Source organism: Cupriavidus basilensis (assembly GCF_000832305.1).
Taxonomy (GTDB): domain Bacteria; phylum Pseudomonadota; class Gammaproteobacteria; order Burkholderiales; family Burkholderiaceae; genus Cupriavidus; species Cupriavidus basilensis_F.
In genome coordinates this window covers 2,773,507-2,793,520 of the sequence record NZ_CP010537.1, presented here as the reverse complement: position 1 = coordinate 2,793,520, position 20,014 = coordinate 2,773,507, and the positions used below count along the sequence as shown (strand labels likewise).

The window sequence follows — 20,014 nt, the reverse complement described above, 5'->3', positions numbered from 1 at the left end:
CCACGGCACGCCGTGGCATCAAGACGCAAGACGCAAGACAAAAAAGCGCTGGCCCCGGCCAAAGCGCCCATCGACAGGAGACACGCATGAATACGCATCTGTTCCGCGCCATTGCCGCGGGCTGCATTTCCATCGCGCCCGGCGCGCATCGCCATGGAGCGCCAGCATGAGCGCGAACCTGCGGCAAACCGGCACGCCGGTGGATGTGGGCCGTGTGCTCGACGACGGCCCTTTCACGACCATGCAGAAGCTCGTCGTGATGCTGGCGGCGCTGTCCATCGTGATGGACGGCTTCGACGGCCAGTTGATCGGCTTCGCGATTCCCGTGCTGATCAAGGAGTGGGGCATCACCCGCAGCGCCTTCGCGCCCGCGGTGGCCGCGGGGCTGGTGGGCATGGGCATCGGCAGCGCGTGCGCCGGCCTGTTCGCGGACCGCTTTGGCCGCAGGTGGGCCGTGATCGGCAGCGTCTTCCTGTTTGGCGCGGCCACCTGCGCCATCGGCTTCGCCCCGGACATCACGACGATCGCCGTGCTGCGCCTGATCGCCGGGCTTGGCATCGGCGGCGCCTTGCCAAGCTCCACCACCATGACGGCTGAGTTCACCCCGGCACGCAGCCGCACGCTGGCGGTGACGGCCACCATCGTCTGCGTGCCGCTGGGCGGCATGCTGGCCGGCCTGTTCGCCAGCGTGGTCCTGCCGGCCTATGGCTGGCGCGGCTTGTTCTTTATCGGCGGCGCCCTGCCGCTGGGCCTGGGCGTGCTGCTGATGCTGGTGCTGCCCGAGTCGCCGCGCTTCCTGGTGCGCCGAGCGCACCGGTGGGACGAACTGCGCCGGCTGCTCGGCCGCATGTCCAGGCCGCTGCCGGAGCACGCCGTCTTCACCGACCTGGCCGAGCGCGGCGCGGAAAGCCGCAAGGGCTTCGGCGCACTGTTCGCGCCCGGGCAGGCGCGCGACACGCTGGCGATCTGGTGCGCATTCTTCATGTGCCTGCTGGCCGTCTACAGCGCCTTTAGCTGGCTGCCGACCATGCTGGCGTCGGAGGGGCTGAACGTGGCGGTCGCAGGTTCCGGCCTGACCGCCTACAACCTCGGCGGCGTCGTCGGCGCGCTGTGCTGCGCGGTAGCCATCGCGCGCTTCGGCTCGCGCTGGCCGCTGGCGATCTGTTGCGCCGGCGGGGCGGCCAGCGCGCTGCTGCTGCAAGGCGTGGATGTTCGCCACAGTACGGGGTTGCTGATCTTCGGCCTGGGCGTGCACGGCATGTTCGTCAATGCGGTGCAGTCGACCATGTACGCGCTGTGCGCCTTTGTGTACCCCACGGCGGTGCGGGCCACCGGCACGGCGTCGGCGCTGGCCTTTGGCCGCCTCGGGGCCATCCTCAGCGCCTTCGCGGGCGCGGCGGTGATCACCGCGGGCGGCGCGTCGTCCTACCTCAGCATGCTCGGCGCGGCGATGGCCGCCGTGCTGGTGGCGCTGCTTGCGGTCAAGGGGCATATCCCGAAGCTGGCGCGTGCGCCGGCCAGGGATGACGCGGTCCTCGTGCGGTCCTGAGGCCAGGGACGGTACATCCGGAATTCGCTATGATCCGGAATCGGAACCGTCTTTCGCGCGTCCGGCATCCCCAGGTGCGCCGAGGCAGATCGCCGCGCCCGGAGGCCAGATGGCGCGCGCCCATGCCAATGACCCAGATCAGCAGCAAAACGCCTGTCGCTTCAATCCAACCCGAAGCGCAGGCGGCCGCCCTGTTGCAACAATCCGAGCGGATCGTCACCGATGCCGATGGCTGCCGCATGGTCTGGCGCCGCTTTGGCGAGGGGCACCCCGTGGTCCTGCTGCATGGCGGGCATGGCAGCTGGCTGCACTGGGTGCGCAACATCGAGGCGCTGGCCGCGCACCGCGCGGTGTGGGCGCCGGACATGCCGGGGTTTGGCGAGTCGGACGATATCGCCAGCGATCTTTCCGTGATGACCGGCACGCTGGTCAGGGGCATCAGGCAGTTGCCCGGCTGCGACAAGGCGCTCAGCCTGGTCGGCTTCTCCTTCGGCGGGCTGGTGGCGGCCAACGTGGCCGCATCGCTCGGCACCGTGTGCCGGCTGGCGCTGATGGGCTCAGGCGGCCATGGCGGCATCCGCCGCCAGCAGCGTGCGCTGGTGGACTGGCGCAAGGCCGGGGATGCCGAGGCCCTGGCGGTGGCGATGCGCTACAACCTGGAAGCGTTCATGCTGGCCGACCCGGCCAGGATCGATGCCATGGCCATGTATGCGCACACCGAGTCCTGCCGCCTCACGCGCTTTCGCAGCAAGAACATTTCCCGCGCCGGCGACCTGCGCTGCGCGCTGGACCGCTTCGGCGGCGAGGTGCTGCTGGCCTGGGGCGAGCACGACGTCACGGCGGATCCTGTCCGGGCCATCGCGGCAATGACCCAGGACAGCCCGCGCCGCGAAGGCCGCGTCATTGCCAACGCGGGCCACTGGGTCCAGTACGAGGCCCACGCGCCTGTCAACGCATTGCTGGACGGCTGGTTGCCGACATAGCCGGCGCGGCCGCCGCCGGGTACGTCTTCTGGTAATGCACCGTGAACGTCCCTAGCGCCGCCAGCGCGGCCTGCGGGTCGTGGCTCGGCTTGACGGCGAAGGCATCAAAGCCGCAGCGCGCCATGTAGTGCACGGTATCGATCATCACGTCGCCTACCGCGCGCAGCTCGCCGCCCCAGCCATATTGCGTGCGCAGCAGTTGCGCCAGCGAATAGCCGCGCCCGTCGGTATAAACCGGGAAGTCGATCGCCAGGTGCGCGATGCCGGTGGCATCGATGGTGGCTCCGCCCGCCTCAAGCAGGTCTTCAGGATCCGCGTCCGGGCCGAGGTACACGGCTACCGGGTGGCGGCGCAGGCGCAGGGCATCGCGTGCCGCCCGCCATGTGGCAAGGGTGACCAGCCAGCCGTTTTCGTCGGGCGGCAGCGCGTGTGTTGCCGATGCCGATGCCGGCGCGTTCTTGTCCGGCACGAAGGCGCGCCAGATGTCTGCTTCAAGCTGGCCGTTGCGAATCACATTGTTCAGCGGTGGCAATGATGGGTGATCAGGCACGGGCTTGCTCCGCTTGCTGCCGCCGCGCGACGATCCTCGGGTCCTGGTAGACCGCTTGCTTGAAGGGTTCCGGGCCAACCCGCTCCACCACGTCGATAAACCGCTCCGCCTCGCTGTCGCGCAGGGACAGGTAGGTATCGATCAGCAGCGCCACCACATCCGGGATTTCATCGCGCGCGAACGACGGGCCGATGATGCGGCCGATCGCCGCGCCGCCGCCCTTGTGCTGATCCAGCAACGCATGGCCGGCCGCGCCGTTCTGGCGCCCGCCGATGGTCACCTGGTACCACTCCTCGCCGGCCTTGTCCACGCCAAGGATGCCGATATGGCCCACGTGGTGGTGCCCGCAGGAGTTGATGCAGCCGGAGATGTTCAGGTCCAGCTCGCCGATCTCGAACAGGTAGTCCAGGTCGTCGAAGCGGCGCTGGATGGCCTCGGCCAGCGGAATCGACACCGCGTTGGCCAGTGCGCAGAAGTCCCCGCCCGGGCAGGCAATGATATTGGTGAGCAGGCCGATGTTGGCGGTGGCCAGGTTGAGCGCGTCCAGCGCCTGCCAGAGCGCAAACAGCGCGCTGCGGCGCACGTCGGCCAGGATCAGGTTCTGCTCGTGCGAGACCCGCAGCTCGCCAAAGCCAAAGCGCTCCGCCAGGTCCGCCACCGCATCCATCTGGTCGGCGGTGATGTCGCCGGGCGGCATGCCGGTGGCCTTCAGCGAGACGGTCACGGCGGCGTAGCCGGGCACGCGATGCGCATGCACGAGCCAGCGGGCAAAGCGCGGATGCGCTGCCGCCAGTTCGGGATCCGGGCCGGCCTCGTGCGCCGCCGCGGGATCATGGTACGGCGTGGTGAAGCGGCCCGCCACGCCGGCCACGAAGTCCGCGCTGACCGTGTCCGGCCCGCCGCGGATCCGCTGCCATTGCTCGTCCACCTGTTGCGCGAACACGCCCGGCGTCAGGTCCTTGACCAGGATCTTGATGCGCGCCTTGTACTTGTTGTCGCGCCGGCCGTGCAGGTTGTAGACGCGCAGCGTGGCCTGCAGGTAGGTGAGCAGGTCGGACCAGTGCACGAAGGCATTGATCAGCTTGCCGACCATGGGCGTGCGGCCCATGCCGCCGCCCACCCATACCCGGAAGCCAAGCTCGCCATCGCGCTCCACGGCCTGCAGGCCGATATCGTGCACGCCCACCGCGGCGCGGTCCGTGGTGGCGCCGCTCACCGCGATCTTGAACTTGCGTGGCAGGAAGGCAAACTCGGGATGCAGCATCGACCACTGGCGGATGATCTCGCACCACACCAGGGGGTTCACGATCTCATCCGGCGCCAGCCCGGCGAAGTGGTCGGTGGTGGTGTTGCGGATGCAATTGCCGCTGGTCTGGATGGCGTGCATCTGCACGGTCGCCAGCTCCGCCAGGATGGCTGGCGCGTCTTCCAGGCGCGGCCAGTTGAACTGCATGTTCTGCCGCGTGCTGAAGTGCCCGTAGCCGCGGTCAAAGCGGCGCGCTATCTCGGCCAGCTTGCGCAGTTGCCGCGACACCAGCATGCCGTAGGGGATCGCCACGCGCAGCATGGGCGCATGGCGCTGGATGTAGAGGCCGTTCTGCAGCCGCAGCACGCGGAACTCGTCCTCGGTGAGCTGGCCGGTGAGAAACCGTTCGGTCTGGCCGCTGAACTGCGCAACGCGCTGGTCGACCAGTTGCTGGTCGACGGTGTCATACACATACATGAAGCACTTCCAGGTGTGCCGCGCGGGGAAGGGGGGGGGTTCGCTCCGCCGGCGAGGGGCTAGTGGGTAGCCATGAGGCTAGCGCCCCTTGCGCGCGCCGAACAGCAGCAGAAGGGGCCTGTTCGGGCCGGAGCAGATGCCGTGCTGGTCGCGAAGCCCTGCGCGCCAGCCCGGTTTCCAGCGCCGCCGTGTTCCGGTCCGGATTGCCGTGCTGGTCCCTTGTTGTTTCAAATTGGATGATATACGATGCGTATATCACATATCGTTTTTGGGTTAATCATGAGTCGCATCCTGGTCGACCTTGCGGAAGACCAGCTCCAGGCGCTGGCAGCCATTGTCGAGGCAGAAAAGCGCCCTCGGGCAGTAGTCATTCGCGAGGCAATTCAAGCGTACATCGCGCAGCGCAAGCCTGGCCTGGCCGCTGACACCTTCGGGCTTTGGAAGCACCGCGGGGTGGATGGCCTTGCGTATCAGGAAAAGCTGCGGGAGGAGTGGTGAACGCGCTCTTCGACACCAATATCCTGATCGACCACTTGAACGGAATCGAAGAGGCCATGATCGAGATGCGCCGCTACGAGTCAAGGGCGATCAGTGTCATCACCTGGATGGAGGTGATGGTGGGCGCAACAGTGGAAGAAGAGCAGACATTGCGCGCGTGGCTCAATGCGTTCCGGCTGATCGCAGTCGATGATGCGGTTTCCACTCGCGCAGTCCAGATTCGAAAAACCGCACGAATCAAGCTGCCTGACGCGATTATCTGGGCGTCGGCGCAAGCGCATTCGATGTTGCTGGTCACACGCAATACCAAAGACTTCTCGGTCAGCGAGCCTGGTGTGCGGATTCCCTATCAGCTCAAATAACTCAAATAGCGCAAACGAGCGGGAGCACGCCTGTTGCCGCGCAGAGCGAGCGACGGAATCCATTGCCGCCAGCCGCTTTTTTTCTCGCTTTTCTCCTCGCATCCGGCGCTGCCGCGCCAGTCATCTCCCGGCCAAGCCATCCAGCCGCTCCACGGCCTGTACCGCCGCCGCGCGGGCGGCCGGTGACACCGTGAGCATGATGTGGCCGGTGCCAGGCACCAGCGTTACCGGAATATCCGGGCGGCCCGCATCGGTAAACACCTGTGCAAACCTGGCGGCGACAAACACTTCATCGTCCTGCCCGGCCAGTACCGCCGCCGGCTTGTGGATCTCGCGAATATTGCGCTGGTAGTCCTCATAGGGCTGGAAATTCGTCGCCAGCGCATAGGAGTAGGACGGCGTCAGTTCGGCGCGCGGTGCGTCGTTGATGGCAAAGGCCAGCACCGGCAAGTGGTTGAAGGCGGTGATGCCGATCCGGTTCAGCAGCGTGAGCGCGATCACGCGCGGCACGCCGACCGAAACCCAGCCGCCGGCATCGGGGCGGAACGTGGGCGCGCGGCGGTTCGTATAGGGCGCCATGAACAGGTAGTTGTCAAACAGGGCCTGGCGCGCGCCGCCGGCCACGCGCAGCGCAAAGCCGCCGCCCGACGAAAATCCCACCAGCGTCTTCGGGCCGGCGGGCTGAACAGTGCTCACAAAGTCTTCCAGGTCGTCATCGAGCTGCCCGATGTAGGCAATGTCGCCACGCGGGCCGGAGGCCCCGTGGCCGCGCATATCCAGGGCGTAGGCCGTGAAACCGGCATGCGCGAAGCGCTGTGCAAGCGGATGCATGCTCTGGCTGTTGGCCGAGGAGCCATGCACCAATATCACGCTGCCCCGGCTGGGCAGGCCGCCGGCGGGGGGGTAGCGGCGGTAGGTGAGTTGTGCGCCGTCACGTGCCGCGTAATGGGCGGGGGCCGCCAGCGCGGAGAAATCCACGTCCTTGAACGGATCGCTGAGGCTCAGCATCGGCTTTGGCCGGGTCGGGCCACCTGCGGCCAGCGCCGCGGCAAGGGCCACGAGCACCACGGAAAGTATGGCGGAGACGGCGAGCGTGGCGGTTCGGAGTTTCACGGTATTCGCTTTGCACAAGGGGTGGAATGGCAGAAGGGACCGCGCCGGCCGGACAGAATCGAAAAGTGCGCTAGTCCAGCCCGGAAGCTAGCACCGAATCCGGCGCCGCGCGACATCCATTCGTGAAAGGGTTCGCGAAAGGGTTCATGAAAGGCGTGAATTCTTCCGCGTGCGTCAAGAGTGTTTTCCCATTCCGGCATTTCTTTCCGCCTGGCGCAAGGCTAACGTGCACTGGCGCGTCCGCTGGCTGTGGTCTTTGACTGCGCAAGGCCATAAGCGCCGGGCAAGACACACGACAAGCGGGCACAGAACCTGATCCTTGCGGAGGAAGACAAAGCCATGCCAACGTCATTTTTATACGTGGCCCAGCCCACGCGCGTGCTGTTTGGCGTGGGCACCCTGAGCCAGGTGGGGCAGGAACTGGAGCGGCTGGGCGCCAGGCGGGCGCTGGTGCTGTGCACGCCCAACCAGGCCGAAGACGCAACGCGACTGTCCGACGCGCTCGGGCCGCTGTCCGCCGGCATTTATCCTGGCGCAGTGATGCACGTGCCGGTGGAATCCGCCCGCGCGGCGATTGCGCACGCGCAGGAAGTGGGCGCGGATTGCATGATCGCCCTTGGCGGCGGGTCGACCACCGGGCTGGGCAAAGCCATCGCGCTGACCTCCGGCCTGCCGATCCTGGCGATTCCCACCACCTACGCCGGGTCCGAGATGACGCCGATCTACGGCCTCACCGACGCCGGCCTGAAGAAAACCGGGCGCGATCCGCGTGTGCTGCCGCGTACCGTGATCTACGATCCGGCGCTGACCGTGGGCCTGCCGGTGGCTTTGAGCGTGACCAGCGGCCTGAACGCCATCGCGCACGCCGCCGAGGGGCTGTATGCCGAGGATGCCAACCCGGTGACGTCGCTGATGGCGGAGGAGGGCATCCGGGCGCTGGCCAGCGGTATTCCCCGCGTGTTCGCTGCGCCCACCGACCTGGATGCCCGCGCCGATTGCCTCTACGGCGCATGGCTGTGCGGCACTGTGCTGGGCAGCGTCGGCATGGCGCTGCACCACAAGCTGTGCCATACGCTGGGCGGCAGTTTCAACCTGCCCCATGCCGAGACGCACACGGCGGTGCTGCCGCACGCCATGGCCTATAACGCCTTGGCCGCGCCGGATGCCATGGCGCGGATCCGCCGGGCCATGGGCGGCGAAGGCATCTCCGCCGCCGCCGCGCTTTACGACCTGGCCGCCCGCCACGGCGCGGCCACAGCGCTGCGCGATATCGGCATGAAGGCCGAGGACCTGGACCGCGCCGCGGATATCGCCCTGGCCAACCCGTACTGGAATCCGCGCCCGATCGAGCGCGCGCCGATTCGCGAATTGCTGCAGGCCGCCTTTGAAGGCGTGCGCCCCGACTGAGCGGGCTCGCGGGCTCGCAAACGCCCAACGCACAACACACCGGAGACAAACAATGCAAATCGGCTTTATCGGAATCGGCAAGATGGGCTTGCCCATGGGGCGTCACCTGGCCGCCGCCGGGCACGCTGTCGAAGGCTTCGACCTGTCGCCCGCCGTGCTGGAAGCCGCGCGCCAGGCCGGGCTGAAGACGACCGGCTCGCTCGCGCAGGCAACCGCCGGCAAGGACGTTGTGTTCAGCTCGCTGCCGCACGATGCGGCCTTCGAGGCCGTGGGCGCGCAAGTGGCGGAGCTGGCCGCGCCCGGCACGCTGTATATCGATACCAGCACGGTGTCGCCGCAAGCGTCCGCCCGCGTGGCCGCCGTGCTGGCGCAGCGCAATATCCCGTACCTGCGCGTGACGGTATCCGGCAACAACAAGATGGCCGAAGCGGCGCAGCTGACCGCGCTGGTGTCCGGCCCGGCGGCCGCCTATGCAGTGGCAAAGCCACTGCTGGCCGCGCTCGGGCCGGCCCAGTTCTACCTGGGCGAAGCCGAGCAAGCGCGCCTGATGAAGCTGGTGGTGAACCTGATGATCGGCCTGACCTCCGGCATGCTGGCTGAAGCGCTGGCACTTGGCGCCAAGGGTGGTCTCAAATGGCAGGACATGTGGTCCGTCATCACCGCCAGCGCGGTGGCCGCGCCCATCGTCAAGGCCAAGTCCGCGCAGCTGGTGGAGAACGACTACACGCCCACCTTCACCGTGGACCAGATGCTCAAGGACGTGGGATTGATCCTGGAGGCGGGCGCCGACCTGCGCGTGCCGCTGTCGCTCACCGCGCTGCTGGGCCAGATGCTGCAGGGCGCCGCCGCGCAGGGCATGGCCGGCGACGACTACGCCGCGGTGATCAAGTCCGCGCGGCTTGCCGCCGGGCTGCCCAGCGTCAATGGCTAGGCAGGGCGCTTAAGCTAGCCGTCACCAAGCGGGCCGTCACGACGTCCACTTGCGCTCGTAGTCCATGCGCTCGAAGTGCGCCACCAGATAGTCGATGAACAGGCGCACCTTGGCGGCCAGGTAGCGCCGGCTCTGGAAGGCGATGTTGATGGTGAGCCGGGGCAGGTCCCAGTCGTCCAGCACAGGGATCAGCCGGCCCGCCACGATATCGTCGTAGACGATGTACTTGGGCTGCACCAGGATGCCCAGGCCTTCCAGCGCGGCCGCGCGGATCACCTGGCCGTCGTTGGACTCCAGCTTGCTGCGCACCGTGACCGTCTTCTCCTCCCCATTGCGGGTGAAGGCCAGCTCGTGCGGCCGGTTGGCGTAGGAGTAGATCAGCATGTGGTGTCGCAGCAGGTCGTCGACTTCGCGCGGCGTGCCCATGCGGTCCAGGTAGCGTGGCGAGGCGGCCAGGATGCGGCGCGTCTCGGCCAGCCGGCGCACGGTCAGGCCAGAGTCCGGCTCGAACTCCCGTGTGCGGATGGCCAGGTCGATGCCACTGTCCATGATGTCGTAGTAGCGGTTGGCCGCCAGGATGTTCACATCCACCTTGGGATAGAGGCTGGTGAAATCCGGCAGCAGCGGCGCGAGGTGCTTCATGGAAAACGACAGCGATGCGGTGACCGTCAGCGTGCCGCCTGGCTCCAGCACATTGGCGTTGACCGCGGCTTCCGCCTCCTTCATTTCCGTCAGCACGCCCTTGCAGCGCCGGAAAAACTCGTGCCCCACATCGGTCAGGTAAAGACGGCGCGTATTGCGCTCGATCAGCCGCGCCGATAGCCGCTGCTCCAGCGAGGTGAGGTAGCGGCTTGCCGCCGCGTTGGAAATGTCCAGGCTCTCGGCGGCCTTGCTGATGCTGCCCAGCTCCGCGATCTGGACGAAGAGTTCGAATTCGGTCCAACGGTCCATGCCTTGTCTCCCCGTGTGCGCCTTGGTCCGCCGCGCGAGCCATGTTGATTCTCTCGCCTGGCGGAAAGAAGATTTCCTTATCCGTCGTTTTTTTCCATTTGCCGGCAGTATAGAGTTTGTTCCAGCGCCTGTCAGGCATGACAGGACGCTTGCAAAACCCAGAGCGGCGCGCCGGCCACAGGCAGCGCCGCCAGGCAACGGAGACACACCCATGATCCTGGTACGCGGGGCCACTCTGGTCACCATGGAACCCGCCCTCGGCGAGTTCACCGGCGACCTGCTGATCGACGGCGAGCGCATCGCCGCCATCGCACCGCATCTGGACGCGGATGGCGCCGAGCTGATCGACGCTCGCGGCTTCATCGTTGCCCCAGGCTTTGTCAACGCGCATATGCACACCTGGCAGACCGCGCTGCGCGGCGTCGCCTCGGGCTGGACGCTGACCGAGTATTTCCGGCAGATGCATGCCGGGCTGGCCACGCGCTTCACGCCCGATGACATCGGCATCGCCACGCTCGTCGGCGCGTGGAACCAGCTCGATTGCGGTACCACCACGCTGGTGGACTGGTGCCACAACAATCCCACGCCGGCGCACAGCGATGCCGCGCTGGACGCGCTGGACCATGCCGGCATCCGCGCCGCGTTCCTGCACGGCTCGCCCAAGCCAGACCCCAAGCCCGGCGCCTTGCCGTTCTGGGAGATGCCGCACCCGCGCAGCGAGGTGGAACGCCTGTCCAGGCGGCTGCAAGGCTCGTCCTTGCTCAGCCTCGGCTTGGCCATCCTCGGCCCGCACTACTCCACGCTGGAAGTCGCGCTGCACGATTTTGCGCTGGCGCGGGAATTCGGCCTGCTGGCCAGCATGCACCAGGGTGGCGGCAGCGCCCGCACGCCGCAGGGGTGGGAGCGGCTGGAGCAGGCCGGGCTGCTTGGCCCCCACATCAACATCGTGCATGGCAACAACCTCACGGACACGCAGCTTGCGCGCTTCGTCGGGCTGGGCATGAGCTTCTCCGTCACGCCGGAGAACGAACTGACACAGGGCCACGGTTTCCCGATCACAGGCCGGCTGACGCGCCTCGGCGCGGCACCATCGCTCGGCGTGGACCTGGAATCGGGCTTGTCCGGCGAGATGTTCATTGCCGCACGCATGGCGCTGGGCATCCAGCGCGCGCTGGACCATGCCGAGTACCGCCAGCAGCATGGCGAGATCGCGCCCGCGCACGCGGTGAGCTGCCGCGATGCGCTGGACTGGATCACGCTGGCCGGCGCGCGGATGCTCGGCATGCAGGACCGCATCGGCTCGCTGGCCGTGGGCAAGCAGGCCGACCTGGTGATGATCGACGCCCGCAAGCCCAACATGATGCCGCTGCACGACCCGGTGAGCGCCATCGTGATGCAGGCCAGCCTGGCCAATATCGACAGCGTGTTCGTGGCAGGCAAGGCGCGCAAGCGCCACGGCCGGCTGCTGGTGGACGGGCTGCCGCGCAAGCTTGAAGCGCTGCGCGCGTCGGGCGAACGCCTGGCGGCGGGGCGGTAAGCGCGAAGCGAAGTCCCGCAGGCAAAAGGAAGGGCGGGCGCATCCATTTGCCGCCAGCGCTGGAAAACCACCAGCGATACCAACGATAAGGAGGAGACCACATGCATCGACAACCCGCCACGCACGGCATCGGCATCGGCGCCTGCATCGGCGCCGGCAAGAGCCTCAGGCGCGCATCATGAACGCAATCACCGAGATCACGCCGCTGTTCGAGATGCGCGGCATCTGCAAGAACTTCCCCGGCGTCAAGGCGCTGGATGATGTGTCGTTCGCCATCTACCCCGGCGAGGTGCACATGCTGCTGGGCGAGAACGGCGCCGGCAAGTCGTCGCTGATGAAGGTGTTGTGCGGCGTCTACGTGGCCGATGCCGGCGAGTTCTATCACGACGGCAGCCCGGTGGCGATCACCAGCCCGGCCGACACCATGGGCCTCGGCATCGCGGTGATCTTCCAGGAGTTCTCGCTGGTGCCTTACCTGGACATCGCGCAGAACATTTTCCTGGGCCGCGAGCCGCGCGGGCGGATTCCCGGCTCCGTCGATGCCGCCAGGATGCACGCCGAAGCGCGCCGCATCCTCGATATCCTGGGCATGGAGGTGAGCACCCGCACGCCGGTGCACCGCTTGGGCGTGGCCCAGCAGCAGATGGTGGAGATCGCCAAGGCGCTGTCGCAGAACGCGCGCATCCTGGTGCTGGACGAGCCCACCGCGGCGCTGTCCGACCGCGAGACCGAGAAGCTGTTCGCCGTGATCGCGCGGCTCAAGGCGGATGGCGTGTCGATGATCTATATCTCGCACCGCATGGCGGAGGTCTTTGCGCTGGGCGACCGCATCACCATCCTGCGCGACGGCCGCAAGGTAGGCGCCTGCCTGCCGGGCGACGCCACCCCGGACGAACTGGTGGCGCGCATGGTCGGGCGCAAGGTCGACATGAGCTACAGCCGCGAGCGCAGCGCGCAGCCGGGCGAAGTGGCGCTGGACGTGCGCAACGTCAGCGCGGACAGCGGCATCGCGGATATCAACCTGCAGGTGCGCGCCGGCGAGATCGTGGGCCTGGCCGGGCTGGTGGGCTCGGGCCGAAGCGAGGTGGCGCGCGCCGTGTTTGGCGCGGACCCGATCCGGCAGGGCGAAATCTACATCTTTGGCAAGCGTCTCACCGGCGGCCCGGACCGCGCCCGTGAGCTGGGTGCCGCGCTGATTCCGGAAAGCCGTAAATCGGAGGGGCTGGCGCTGATCCGCACGGTGCGCGACAACCTGCTGCTGGCCGGCTTGCGGCGCGCCTTTCCCGCGCGCTGGTATCGCGCGGACAAGGCCGAGGCGCTAGCCGAGCGCGAGATCGCACGGCTGCGCATTGCCACGCCCGACGGCAACCAGCTGGCGCAGTTCCTCTCGGGCGGCAACCAGCAAAAGATCGTGATCGGCAAATGGCTGGTCGCCGAAGCGAAGCTGTTTATCTTCGACGAGCCCACGCGCGGCATCGACGTCGGCGCCAAGGCCGAGATCTTTGCCTTGATCGACAGCCTGGTGAAGCAGGGCGCCGGCGTGCTGCTGATCAGCTCCGAGCTGCCGGAGATCATCAATGTCTGCGACCGCACCTATGTCATGCGCGGCGGGCGCATCGCCGGCGAAGTCGCTCACGCCGAGATGACCGAAGAACGCATTCTGCAACTGGGGATGAACGATGCCTGATACCAACGCACTACCGCGGCCGCTTGGCCTGTCCATCGGCAAGGTGCCCGGATCGGTCTGGGTGCTGCTGCTGCTTTCGCTGGGCTTTAGCGTGACGGGCCCGGGTTTCCTGAGCGTGGAGAACCTGCTGAACATCGGTGCGCAATCCACCATCTTGCTGCTGATCGCCTTGCCGATGACGCTGATCATCATGACCGAAGGGCTGGACCTGTCGATGGGCGCCGTGCTGACGCTGTGCGGCGTGGTGCTGGCGATGGTGATGGTGGCCACGGAATCGCTGCCCCTGGCCTTGGGCGCGGCGCTGCTTACCGGGCTGGCGTTCGGCCTGCTCAATGGCGCGCTGGTGTCGTGGCTGGAGATCCCGCCGTTCGTGGCCACGCTCGGCACGCTCGGCGTGGCGCAGGGGTTGGCGCTGGTGGCCACCGATGGCCAGAGCGTGACCGGCATCGGCGAGGCGATTCCGCTGATCTACGCCGGGCAACTGCTCGGCGTGCCGCTCCCGATCTGGATCGCGGCGGTGTTCTACGGCCTGTTCCACTGGCTGCTCTACCACACCCGCTTTGGCGCCTATGTGTTCGCGCTGGGTGGCAACCGCGAGGCGCTCAAGTTCTCCGGCGTGCGCATCAATGTCTATCTGATCGCCGTCTATGCGCTGGGCGGGCTGATGGCCGGCGTGGCCGCGCTGCTGCTCACGGCGCGCATGAATGCCGGGCACCCCACGGCGGCCATCGGGCTGGAGTTCGATGCCATCGCCGCGGTGGCGGTGGGCGGCACTACCTTTGACCGCGGCAACGGCTGGCTGCCCGGCACGGTGCTGGGGGTGCTGGCGGTGGGCGTGCTGCGCAACGGGCTCAACCTGGTGGGCGTGCCGTCGTCGGTGCAGGTGGCGGCCATCGGGCTGCTGGTGCTGGTGGTGCTGCTGATCGAATCGTTCAAGGGGAAAGCATGAACACGGCGACTCTGTTCCCGCCACTGTCGGCGGATGCCCGCTCGTTTGCCTACCGGCTGTTCGCGCTGGGCCTGCTGTGCCTGCTGCTGGCGGTGGCGTCGGACGCGTTCCTGACGCTGGGCAACATTCTCAACGTGCTGCGCCAGGCCAGCCTGCTGTTCCTGCTGGCGTCGGGCGTGACGCTGGTGATCCTGACCGGCGGGCTTGACTTGTCGGTGGGCGCCAACGTGGCCATGTCGGCCTGCGTGGCGGCCACCGTGATGAAGGCCACCGGCTCCACCATGCTAGGCGTGGGCGCGGGGCTGGGCACCGGCGCGCTGATCGGGCTGGCCAACGGCCTGCTGGTGGCCATGCTGCGCATCCCGCCATTCATTGCCACCTACGGCATGTTGTGGGTGCTGCACGGCGTCACCTACTGGTTCATGGCGGGCGAGACCATCCACGGCTTCCCGCCGGCGTTTCGGGCGATCGGCAGCGGCTACCTGTGGGGCGTGCCTATTCCGGTGTACCTGATGCTGGTGTTCCTGGTTGCGGGCACCGCCATGTCGCAGAAGACCACCTATGGCCAGGAGATCTACGCCATCGGCGCGAATCCCGTCGCGGCCCGGCTCTCCGGCGTGCCCGTCAGGCGGCGGCTGGTGCTGGTGTACCTGGTGAGCGGCGCCATGGCCGGCATCGCCAGCCTGGTGTTCCTGGCGCGGCTCAACTCGGCCGAAGGCGACATTGGCGAGGCGCTGACGCTGCCCGCCATCGCCGCGGTGCTGATCGGCGGCACCTCGCTGTTCGGCGGGGTGGGCAGGGTATCGGGCACGCTGGTCGGCGCCATCATCCTCACGCTGGTGCTCAACGGCATGAACCTGCTCACCGTCAGCGCCAACTGGCAACCGCTGGTGACGGGCGTGATCGTGGTGCTGGCGGTATTCCTGGATACGCTGTCGCGCAAGCGGCTGGGCGTGAGGTCGTAGAGGCCGCTTCGTTTCATTTTGAAAGCCTCTTGGCTCGACGTCGTCAAGCAAGGTCGTCAATCGAGGTCGTCAAACAAGGTCGCAGCTTTTCATCAAAGACAAAGGAGACAACATGAACGTACGTAACCTGAAGCCACTGGCTGGCTTGCTGGCCCTCGGCATCCTGGCCGCGCCGGCCCACGCGGACGGCGAGCGCATCGCGGTGTTCACCAAGAACCAGACCAACCCGTTCTTCCAGGTAGTGCGCCAGGGCGCGGACGCCGCGGCCAAGAGCATGAACGCGCGCGTCACCCACTACATCCCCACCAAGCCGGACAGCATCCCGGAGCAGATGAGCCAGATCGAGGACGTGATCGTCAAGAAGGCCGACGCCATCGTCTTCGTCCCGGTGGACTACAAGGCCATGGGCCCTGGCGTGAAGAAGATCAACGCGGCCAACATCCCGGTGGTCAACGTGACCGACAAGAGCGACGTGGGCAATTTCGTCTCCTTCATCGGCGCCAGCGACTACGACCTGGGGCTGAAGACCGCCACGCACCTGTTCAAGGCCATGGGCGGCAAGGGCAATGTGGTGCTGCTGGAAGGCATCAAGGGCTCGCTGACCAATATCGACCGCGTCAGAGGCATGCACGACGCGCTCAAGGCCTTCCCCGGCATCAAGCTGGTGGCCTCGCAGCCGGCCAACTACCAGCGCCTGCAGGCCCTGCAGGTGATGGAAAACCTGATGCAGTCGTACCCGCAGATCGACGCCATCTTCGCCACCAACGACGCCATGGCCATCGGCGCCATCGAGGCGCTGCAGGGCGCCAACCGCAAGGCGCTGGTGTCCGGCATCAACGGCACGCAGGAGGCCATCGACGCGATCAAGGCCGGCACCATGCTTGCCACGGGTGACTACAATGGATTTGCCCAGGGTTGCCTGGGCATGACCGCCGCGATCCGCAAGCTGCGCGGCATGCCGGTCACGCAGAGCATCGTGCTGCCGGCCACGGTGGTGGACAAGACCAACTACCAGTCGATCGATATCCCGGTGAGCAAACGTGCCTGTCCGCGTTGGGAAGATGCCGCCAAGGCCTGACCCCGATGTCCGCAAGAACGTCCGCAATAACGTCCGCAAGAACAACCACGAGAGACCACGCATCATGCGCAACCTAGACGAAGAGACCATCACGCAGGCCGTGCTGGCGCGGCATGCCGACATGCCCAACGGGCGGATGAAGGAGATCATGACCAGCCTGGTCCAGCATCTCCACGCCTTTGCCCGCGAGGTGCATCTCACCGAGGCCGAATGGGCCGAAGGCATCAAGTTCCTGACTGAAGTCGGCCACACCTGCACCAGCAGCCGGCAGGAGTTCATCCTGCTGTCCGACACGCTTGGCCTGTCCACGCTGGTCACCGCGCAGAACCACAAGAAGCCGCGCGGCTGCACCGAGGCCACGGTGTTCGGGCCGTTCTACGTGGACGACGCGCCAGAGTACGAACTGGGCGCCGACGTAGCCAACGGCATGACCGGCGAGCCGTGCTACGTCAGCGGCAAGGTCAAGAGCGTGACGGGCGAGGCGGTGCCGAACGCGCGGCTGGAAGTCTGGCAGGCGGATTCGGAAGGCTTCTACGATGTGCAGCAGGCGGGGCTTGATGGCCACCAGGGCCGCGGCACGCTGACGGCCGACGAGCGCGGCGGCTTTCACTTCAAGTCGATCGTCGCCGAGTGCTACCCGATTCCGCACGACGGCCCGGTGGGCCGCATGCTCGATGCCATGGGCCGCCATCCGTGGCGTCCCGCGCACCTGCACTTCATGATCTCGGCGCCGGGGTTTGAGACGCTCATCACCCATGTGTTCCGCGAGGGCGGCGAATACCTGGATTCCGACGCGGTCTTCGGCGTGCGCAGCTCACTCATCGGGGACTGGGTGCGGCACGAGGCCGGCACCGCCCCGGACGGCACGTCATCGGCCACGCCGTTCTACACGCTGGATTTCGATTTCATTCTCAACCCGGCACCGGCAGCGCCGGCGCCGTCCCGGAGGTAGGCCTCATGCTGTTTGTATTCCATCTTCTCGACAAGCCCGGCACCGGTGCGCTGCGCGCCCGCGTGCGCCCGGAACACAAGGTCTATCTCGGCGCCAAGGCCGACAGCATCGCCTTTGCGGGGCCGCTGCTGGCCGAGGACGGCACCACCATGGCCGGCAGCCTGCTGGTGATCGATTTTCCGTCGCTTGCCGAGGCCAAGGCGTGGCTGGCAGGCGAGCCCTTCACGCAGGCCGGCGTCTATGGGCAGTCGACCGTGCATGGCTTTAGCAACCTGTGGCCGCAGAGGGCCGGCTTCCCGCCGGCCTGATGTGAAGAACTTGACAAGAACATCAAGAACATCAGGAAAACCAGCCAGGATCCGCCAGGATCGGCAAAGGGAGAAATCGTGTCCATCGTCAAACACATCGTGATGTGGAACCTGCGCGGAGAAACCGAAGTCGACAAGCAAGACGCCGTGGCGCGGCTCAAGCTTGCGTTCGAAGGGCTTCGCGGCCGGATCCCCGGCATGCGCCACCTGGAAGTCGGCGTGGACTCCAGCAAGGTCAACTACGCCTGCGACGTGGTCCTGTATTCCGAGTTCGAATCGCAGACGGCGCTCGAGGGGTACGCCACCCACCCGGAGCACCTGCGGGTGAAGGAGGAACTGGGTGACTTGCGCATTGCACGGCACCAGGTGGACTACGAGCCGTCTGCGTGAACGGCATAAAGCGTGACGTAAAGCGAGGAACCGGAGGCGGTCAGGCGCTTCGCACCGCCGTCCCCTGGTTGGCCGGCGAAGGCGCTGGCCGGCCATGGCCGGAATCCCTGCTGGATCGGGGAAGGCGGGCGGCTTTGAGCCAGGTTGCGGGCTGAAGTGACCTGCATGGTTGCCTGCGTGGTTACCTGCGCAGTTACCCTCGTAGTGACCTGTTAGTGCGGGTTGTCCCACCGGTGTAGGGCAGCTTTGCCGTGTCCATGCGAAAATCTGTCCCGGCCTGCGGCAATGCCGGCAGGCCCACGGGATGAACGCCGGATGCCCCGGACGTTCAAGACGATAAATTAGCGCGCGAAGGCGGTCCCCCGGACCCGTCGGTCGCGACGCCAAATGGAGACAGGACCTTCCTATGGGCATCACAGAACTTCTGGCGCAGCCGATTGGCAACCTTGCGGATTGCGTGCGCCTGCACGCCGCGGAGCGGCCCGGGCATGTCGCGGTCGTCGACAGCCGCGGCTCGCTTACCTATGCCGAATTCGACGCGCTGGCCGACCGCGTCGCCGCCGCCTTGCAACGCGACGGCCTGCAGCCCGGCGCCTCGCTCGCCATCTGCGCGGCAGCGTCCATCGAATACGCCGCCATCCTGATCGGCGGCCTGCGCGCTGGCGTTGCCCTGGTGCCGCTCGCCCCGTCCTCCACGCCGGCAAGCCTGGCTGGCATGGTCGAAGACTCCGACGCCCGGGTGCTCTTTGTCGACGCGGACGTGCTGCGCGAGATCGCGCCGGTGAAAGACAACATCCAGGCCCGCCTCATCGGGCTGGCCGGCGCCCCCGCCGGCCTCGCGTTCGAAGCCTGGCTGGCCCCGCACGGCAGCCGCCCGCAAGCGCATGCCATCGCGCCGCAACAGGTGTTCAACATCATCTACTCCTCGGGCACGACCGGCACGCCCAAGGGCATCGTGCACGCCCACGCCCTGCGCTGGAACCAGATCCGCCGTGTCCAGGAATCCGGCGGCTACGGTCCCGACGCCGTCACGCTGATTTCCACGCCGCTGTACTCCAACACCACGCTCGTGAGCTTCATCCCCACGCTGGCGCTCGGCGGCACCGCCGTGCTGATGCCCAAGTTCGACGCGCAGCGCTATCTGCAACTGGCAGCGCAGTACCGCGTCACGCACAGCATGCTGGTGCCTGTGCAATACCAGCGCCTGATGGCGCGCGCGGACTTCGGTGACTACGACCTGTCGTCGTACCGGATGAAGTTCTCCACCAGCGCGCCGCTTTCCGCCGCGCTGAAGGCAGAAATCCTCAAGCGCTGGCCCGGCGGCCTGGTCGAGTACTACGGCATGACCGAAGGCGGCGGCAGCTGCGTGCTGGCCGCGCACGAGTTCCCCAACAAGCTCCACACCGTGGGCAAGCCCATGGAAGGCCATGACATCCGCCTGATCGACGACGACGGCAAGGAAGTGCCCGTGGGCGAGATCGGCGAAGTCGTCGGCCATTCCAACGCCATCATGGCCGGCTACCACAAGCAACCGGAGAAGACGAGCGCGGCCGAATGGCGCGACGCCACCGGCAAGCTCTTTATCCGCACCGGCGACGTTGGCCGCTTTGACGAAGACGGCTTCCTCACGCTGATGGACCGCAAGAAGGACATGATCATCAGCGGCGGATTCAACATCTATCCCAGCGATCTCGAAGGGATCCTGCAGCAGCATCCGGAGGTGCTGGATTGCGCGGTGGTTGGCGTGCCCTCGCAGCGATGGGGCGAAACGCCGGTGGCCTTTGTGGTTCGGCGCGATGGCGCCACGGTGTCCGATGACGCCTTGATGGCCTGGACCAACGAGCAGGTTGGCAAGACGCAGCGGCTTGCCGTGCTGGAACTGGTGGATGTGCTGCCGCGCAGTGCGATCGGGAAGGTGCTCAAGCGGGAACTGCGGGACGGGTTCCGGCCCGGACGGCCGCTGGACTGAGGCGGGGGTGGGGCGCGCGCGCCTGGGCGGCGCGCCCCTGTCGCCAGCGATTGCGCTATTTTTGCCGCGCGCCCGCCGCTTATCGGGCGAGCGGATTAGTCCTTCGGCGCTT

At 67.0% G+C, this 20,014-nt stretch carries 19 protein-coding genes; 15 read left to right on the top strand and 4 right to left on the bottom strand.

Annotated elements, in window-relative coordinates; all coding sequences use genetic code 11:
• Window positions 1-166 precede the first annotated feature (166 nt).
• A complete protein-coding gene (locus RR42_RS32955) occupies window positions 167-1,549 on the top strand; it encodes an MFS transporter (RefSeq protein WP_043356158.1) in 1,383 nt (460 codons plus the stop codon).
• Between the two features lie 122 nt (window positions 1,550-1,671).
• Entirely contained in the window at window positions 1,672-2,532 is an 861-nt protein-coding gene (locus tag RR42_RS32950; RefSeq protein ID WP_236702101.1) for an alpha/beta fold hydrolase, read from the top strand.
• Here the strand turns inward: RR42_RS32950 and RR42_RS32945 are convergent.
• Both RR42_RS32945 and RR42_RS32940 read right to left on the bottom strand, forming a co-directional pair.
• Window positions 2,498-3,082, bottom strand: coding sequence for a DUF934 domain-containing protein (locus tag RR42_RS32945; protein ID WP_043356154.1), 585 nt, complete (start codon window positions 3,080-3,082; stop codon window positions 2,498-2,500). The two genes, RR42_RS32950 and RR42_RS32945, sit on opposite strands and share 35 nt — an antisense overlap.
• Window positions 3,075-4,805 (bottom strand): nitrite/sulfite reductase, encoded by a 1,731-nt coding sequence (locus RR42_RS32940; RefSeq protein WP_043356153.1) that lies wholly within the window; start codon window positions 4,803-4,805, stop codon window positions 3,075-3,077. Before RR42_RS32940 ends, RR42_RS32945 begins: the two co-directional genes overlap by 8 nt.
• 279 nt (window positions 4,806-5,084) lie before the next feature.
• Here RR42_RS32940 and RR42_RS32935 point away from each other — a divergent pair, with 279 nt between their 5' ends.
• On the top strand, window positions 5,085-5,303 hold the full coding sequence (locus tag RR42_RS32935; protein ID WP_043358332.1) for a ribbon-helix-helix protein, CopG family: 219 nt from the start codon (window positions 5,085-5,087) through the stop codon (window positions 5,301-5,303).
• On the top strand, window positions 5,297-5,665 hold the full coding sequence (locus RR42_RS32930; RefSeq protein ID WP_043356151.1) for a type II toxin-antitoxin system VapC family toxin: 369 nt from the start codon (window positions 5,297-5,299) through the stop codon (window positions 5,663-5,665). The genes RR42_RS32935 and RR42_RS32930 overlap by 7 nt, the downstream gene beginning before the upstream one ends.
• Before the next feature lie 120 nt (window positions 5,666-5,785).
• Here the strand turns inward: RR42_RS32930 and RR42_RS32925 are convergent, their stop codons facing one another.
• Complete coding sequence (locus RR42_RS32925) at window positions 5,786-6,778, bottom strand: alpha/beta hydrolase (RefSeq protein WP_052495131.1); 993 nt, start codon at window positions 6,776-6,778, stop codon at window positions 5,786-5,788.
• A gap of 339 nt (window positions 6,779-7,117) precedes the next feature.
• Between RR42_RS32925 and RR42_RS32920 the strand changes: the two genes are divergently transcribed.
• Window positions 7,118-8,185, top strand: coding sequence for a maleylacetate reductase (locus RR42_RS32920; RefSeq protein ID WP_043356150.1), 1,068 nt, complete (start codon window positions 7,118-7,120; stop codon window positions 8,183-8,185).
• 52 nt (window positions 8,186-8,237) lie between these two features.
• Complete coding sequence (locus RR42_RS32915) at window positions 8,238-9,116, top strand: NAD(P)-dependent oxidoreductase (RefSeq protein ID WP_043356149.1); 879 nt, start codon at window positions 8,238-8,240, stop codon at window positions 9,114-9,116.
• Between the two features lie 36 nt (window positions 9,117-9,152).
• Here RR42_RS32915 and RR42_RS32910 read toward each other — a convergent pair whose 3' ends face one another.
• Entirely contained in the window at window positions 9,153-10,067 is a 915-nt protein-coding gene (locus RR42_RS32910; protein WP_043356148.1) for a LysR family transcriptional regulator, read from the bottom strand.
• A 211-nt stretch (window positions 10,068-10,278) separates the two neighbouring features.
• On the opposite strand from RR42_RS32910, the gene RR42_RS32905 reads away from it, so the two are divergent.
• The 9 genes from RR42_RS32905 to RR42_RS32865 all read left to right on the top strand — a co-directional run bounded on the left by RR42_RS32905 (window position 10,279) and on the right by RR42_RS32865 (window position 19,902).
• Entirely contained in the window at window positions 10,279-11,604 is a 1,326-nt protein-coding gene (locus tag RR42_RS32905; RefSeq protein ID WP_043356146.1) for an amidohydrolase family protein, read from the top strand.
• A gap of 178 nt (window positions 11,605-11,782) precedes the next feature.
• A complete protein-coding gene (locus RR42_RS32900) occupies window positions 11,783-13,291 on the top strand; it encodes a sugar ABC transporter ATP-binding protein (protein WP_043356144.1) in 1,509 nt (502 codons plus the stop codon).
• Window positions 13,284-14,240 (top strand): ABC transporter permease, encoded by a 957-nt coding sequence (locus tag RR42_RS32895; protein ID WP_043356142.1) that lies wholly within the window; start codon window positions 13,284-13,286, stop codon window positions 14,238-14,240. Before RR42_RS32900 ends, RR42_RS32895 begins: the two co-directional genes overlap by 8 nt.
• The gene (locus RR42_RS32890) at window positions 14,237-15,205 is read left to right on the top strand and encodes an ABC transporter permease (RefSeq protein WP_043356141.1); all 969 of its coding nucleotides are present in this window, start codon (window positions 14,237-14,239) and stop codon (window positions 15,203-15,205) included. Before RR42_RS32895 ends, RR42_RS32890 begins: the two co-directional genes overlap by 4 nt.
• Before the next feature lie 112 nt (window positions 15,206-15,317).
• Entirely contained in the window at window positions 15,318-16,283 is a 966-nt protein-coding gene (locus RR42_RS32885) for a sugar ABC transporter substrate-binding protein (RefSeq protein WP_043356138.1), read from the top strand.
• A gap of 64 nt (window positions 16,284-16,347) precedes the next feature.
• A complete protein-coding gene (locus RR42_RS32880; RefSeq protein ID WP_043358330.1) occupies window positions 16,348-17,235 on the top strand; it encodes an intradiol ring-cleavage dioxygenase in 888 nt (295 codons plus the stop codon).
• Between the two features lie 5 nt (window positions 17,236-17,240).
• Entirely contained in the window at window positions 17,241-17,543 is a 303-nt protein-coding gene (locus RR42_RS32875) for a YciI family protein (protein ID WP_043356137.1), read from the top strand.
• A gap of 78 nt (window positions 17,544-17,621) precedes the next feature.
• Window positions 17,622-17,933 carry a Dabb family protein gene (locus RR42_RS32870; RefSeq protein WP_144410011.1) on the top strand — a complete coding sequence of 104 codons (312 nt, stop codon included), beginning with the start codon at window positions 17,622-17,624 and terminating at the stop codon, window positions 17,931-17,933.
• Between the two features lie 406 nt (window positions 17,934-18,339).
• The gene (locus RR42_RS32865) at window positions 18,340-19,902 is read left to right on the top strand and encodes a class I adenylate-forming enzyme family protein (RefSeq protein ID WP_173430742.1); all 1,563 of its coding nucleotides are present in this window, start codon (window positions 18,340-18,342) and stop codon (window positions 19,900-19,902) included.
• The last annotated feature ends 112 nt before the right edge of the window (window positions 19,903-20,014 follow it).

Bases quoted from the DNA above. Each gene is read 5' to 3' on its own strand.
- RR42_RS32935 (WP_043358332.1), top strand. From the start codon at position 5,085: ATGAGTCGCATCCTGGTCGACCTTGCGGAAGACCAGCTCCAGGCGCTG.
- RR42_RS32895 (WP_043356142.1), top strand. From the start codon at position 13,284: ATGCCTGATACCAACGCACTACCGCGGCCGCTTGGCCTGTCCATCGGC.
- RR42_RS32875 (WP_043356137.1), top strand. From the start codon at position 17,241: ATGCTGTTTGTATTCCATCTTCTCGACAAGCCCGGCACCGGTGCGCTG.
- RR42_RS32915 (WP_043356149.1), top strand. From the start codon at position 8,238: ATGCAAATCGGCTTTATCGGAATCGGCAAGATGGGCTTGCCCATGGGG.
- RR42_RS32890 (WP_043356141.1), top strand. From the start codon at position 14,237: ATGAACACGGCGACTCTGTTCCCGCCACTGTCGGCGGATGCCCGCTCG.
- RR42_RS32905 (WP_043356146.1), top strand. From the start codon at position 10,279: ATGATCCTGGTACGCGGGGCCACTCTGGTCACCATGGAACCCGCCCTC.
- RR42_RS32885 (WP_043356138.1), top strand. From the start codon at position 15,318: ATGAACGTACGTAACCTGAAGCCACTGGCTGGCTTGCTGGCCCTCGGC.
- RR42_RS32910 (WP_043356148.1), bottom strand. From the start codon at position 10,067: ATGGACCGTTGGACCGAATTCGAACTCTTCGTCCAGATCGCGGAGCTG.
- RR42_RS32920 (WP_043356150.1), top strand. From the start codon at position 7,118: ATGCCAACGTCATTTTTATACGTGGCCCAGCCCACGCGCGTGCTGTTT.
- RR42_RS32955 (WP_043356158.1), top strand. From the start codon at position 167: ATGAGCGCGAACCTGCGGCAAACCGGCACGCCGGTGGATGTGGGCCGT.
- RR42_RS32940 (WP_043356153.1), bottom strand. From the start codon at position 4,805: ATGTATGTGTATGACACCGTCGACCAGCAACTGGTCGACCAGCGCGTT.
- RR42_RS32865 (WP_173430742.1), top strand. From the start codon at position 18,340: ATGGGCATCACAGAACTTCTGGCGCAGCCGATTGGCAACCTTGCGGAT.
- RR42_RS32880 (WP_043358330.1), top strand. From the start codon at position 16,348: ATGCGCAACCTAGACGAAGAGACCATCACGCAGGCCGTGCTGGCGCGG.
- RR42_RS32900 (WP_043356144.1), top strand. From the start codon at position 11,783: ATGAACGCAATCACCGAGATCACGCCGCTGTTCGAGATGCGCGGCATC.
- RR42_RS32950 (WP_236702101.1), top strand. From the start codon at position 1,672: ATGCCAATGACCCAGATCAGCAGCAAAACGCCTGTCGCTTCAATCCAA.